The 2,211-nt window shown below is 42.0% G+C and carries 4 protein-coding genes; all 4 read left to right on the top strand.

Annotation, left to right across the window (positions count from 1 at the left end; translation table 11 throughout):
• The coding region (locus tag FC14_RS02475; RefSeq protein ID WP_162258656.1) for a nucleoid-associated protein at positions 1 to 578 on the top strand (578 nt) is incomplete at its 5' end.
• Between the two features lie 151 nt (positions 579 to 729).
• A complete protein-coding gene (locus FC14_RS02470) occupies positions 730 to 1,134 on the top strand; it encodes a helix-turn-helix domain-containing protein (RefSeq protein ID WP_056976287.1) in 405 nt (134 codons plus the stop codon).
• A gap of 144 nt (positions 1,135 to 1,278) precedes the next feature.
• Complete coding sequence (locus FC14_RS02465) at positions 1,279 to 1,722, top strand: LytTR family DNA-binding domain-containing protein (RefSeq protein ID WP_056976285.1); 444 nt, start codon at positions 1,279 to 1,281, stop codon at positions 1,720 to 1,722.
• Position 1,723: 1 nt separating this feature from the next.
• Entirely contained in the window at positions 1,724 to 2,152 is a 429-nt protein-coding gene (locus tag FC14_RS02460; RefSeq protein WP_056976283.1) for a hypothetical protein, read from the top strand.
• The last annotated feature ends 59 nt before the right edge of the window (positions 2,153 to 2,211 follow it).

Below are 2,211 nucleotides of genomic sequence, written 5' to 3'. Positions count from 1 at the left end.
ATATCAAGAGAATAGAGAATTTTTATGCTCTTTTTTGCTTTCAAGTTTCAGTTAAAGATCAAACCTGCTTTATCCATAACAAGGTTTACCAAGGAATTCAGGGGAAGTGGTCATTTTTAGAACGCATCTTAGAAGTGACCGAAAAGAAGCCCAAAATTTCCGAAGAAGTCGCTCAGGTAAAAAAGGCGCTCAAGACGGTAAGTAAAAAGTACGATATTGAGCAGTACGAGGCGGTAATGGGGGCGCAAAAGGCTTTATATGATTCAATTGATGAAGAGGCCAGTCTAAGTAGTGAACGGGTGGCCGAGCAAGTTTTTGGTGATAACCACCAGGCTAAGCAGGAATTTCTAGAGGAGCTTGACCAAAAGGGTATCCAAAGAGAGATTGCTTTAGAGGCCAATACCCCGGTCTTTGAGCGTAAGTACCAAAAGCAAAAGTTAAAGTTAGATAACGGCATCGAAATTGTGGTGCCAGCCGAACTCTTGAAAAATAAGGACTACATTGAATTTGTCACCAACGATGATGGTTCGCTATCTGTTATCTTAAAAAAGATTGAAAGCATCAAGAATAACTTCTAAGTAAAAAGCCCTGGGTTGAAGTGCCTTACAATTGTTAGACAAAGTCTAGTAATTGTGAGGTGCTTTTTTTGTCAGCTCTGATTTTAGTTAGCGAGGCGGTCTTATGGTAAAATTAAGGTAAGGTGATGAATCTAAAAGGACGGTGAGGCTGATGTTTCCACAAAGGTTACGGGCATTACGAGTAGGCAGGAAGTTATCCCAAAAGCAGTTAGCAGAGGCACTAAATCAGACCCTCAGTGAGGGCGAGAGGCCTAACACTGCAGGGCAAATCGGTAAGTGGGAACTGGGCAAGACTAAGCCTTCTTACCTGGAGGTCAAAAAATTGGCCGCCTTCTTTCAGGTGTCCCTCGATTATTTATTAGCACAGGGCTATGAGTCGATTGAACTGGATGATTTATTCGTATCCACGGCCGACTTAAAGCTAGCGGGCCATATTTTAAGTAGTGAAGAGCGAACGGAAGTCTACCAGTTAATCAAGGGCTACCTTAATGGGCGGCACCCACAGAAAAAAACACAGGTCGACCGGGCGGATGAAGAATTGAGTTTAGACCTGTAGGGAAAAGTGTCTGATTATGTCAGGCACTTTTTTAGTTTAGGAAGCGGAATTGACCACTTAAGCAAAAAAACTGACCACTTACTTAAAAGACCTGTCTTTACAGCTAAAAAGTAGCTACAATGGCAATGAAAGGTGGCAAATAAAATGAAGGTAAAACTGGAGTTAGATCCGAGCTTAACAGAGCCTGAAATAATTATCAAAGCTCCGCAGTTAACCCCAGAAGTAAATGAGCTGGTTCAAAGTTTACAGCTAAAAAGCAGGCAGTTAATTTTTTACCAGGGTGAAACGGAGTATTACCTAGCTTTAGAAAAAATTTTATTTTTTGAGGTGAGTGCCCGAAGGACCTGGGCCCATACCAGCACCCAACTTCACCAGGTTAAAGCTAGTTTAAAGGAACTAGAAGAACGCTTACCCCGTGATTTTCAGAGCTGCTCTAAAGGGGTCATTCTTAATACCAAGCAAATCTATGCGCTGACGAAAAACTTAGCTGGGTGTGAGATTAAATTTGCTGATAGCGAGAAGAAAGTGTATGTTTTTCGCCACTATTATCAAACACTTAGGGATTATTTACAGGAAAGAATTGATTGAGATGGCTAATAAAAATCGGATTTTTTGGGGGATAGTGCTAATCTTGTTAGCAGCCGCAATGGTTCTTAAGGCCTTTATCCCCGTTAGTTGGAACCTGGCAGATATTTGTTATTTAGTTTTTGCCTTAGTGGTTGCGTTATATGGATTGGTTAACCGCAGCATTTTGGTCACCTTTACAGGCCTGGGGTTAGTAGCAGGGGCAAGTAACCGTTGGTTGGACTTAATTCCCCTTGGAGACGGGAGCTTGTTTTTAGTTGGAGTCTTTTTGGGGTTAGGCTGCCACTTGCTTTTTGCTAAGCGGCTGGTTTATGAACGGTCTGCTAAGCAAACAAGGTATACTTCAAACCAAGCGGTAACTGACTTTGACGTAATCATGAGTTCTAGCAACCATTACCTTCATAAATTTAAGGCGGGATACCAGTGGTTTTAACCTCTGGAGGGATAGCCCTCACTTTAGATTCGTTAGAACCTACTTTTTACCCTTTCGCC

The organism is Ligilactobacillus agilis DSM 20509 (assembly GCF_001436215.1).
GTDB lineage: Bacteria > Bacillota > Bacilli > Lactobacillales > Lactobacillaceae > Ligilactobacillus > Ligilactobacillus agilis.
The sequence above is the reverse complement of the archived record's forward strand: the minus strand, read 5'-3'. Positions and strand labels throughout refer to the sequence as shown.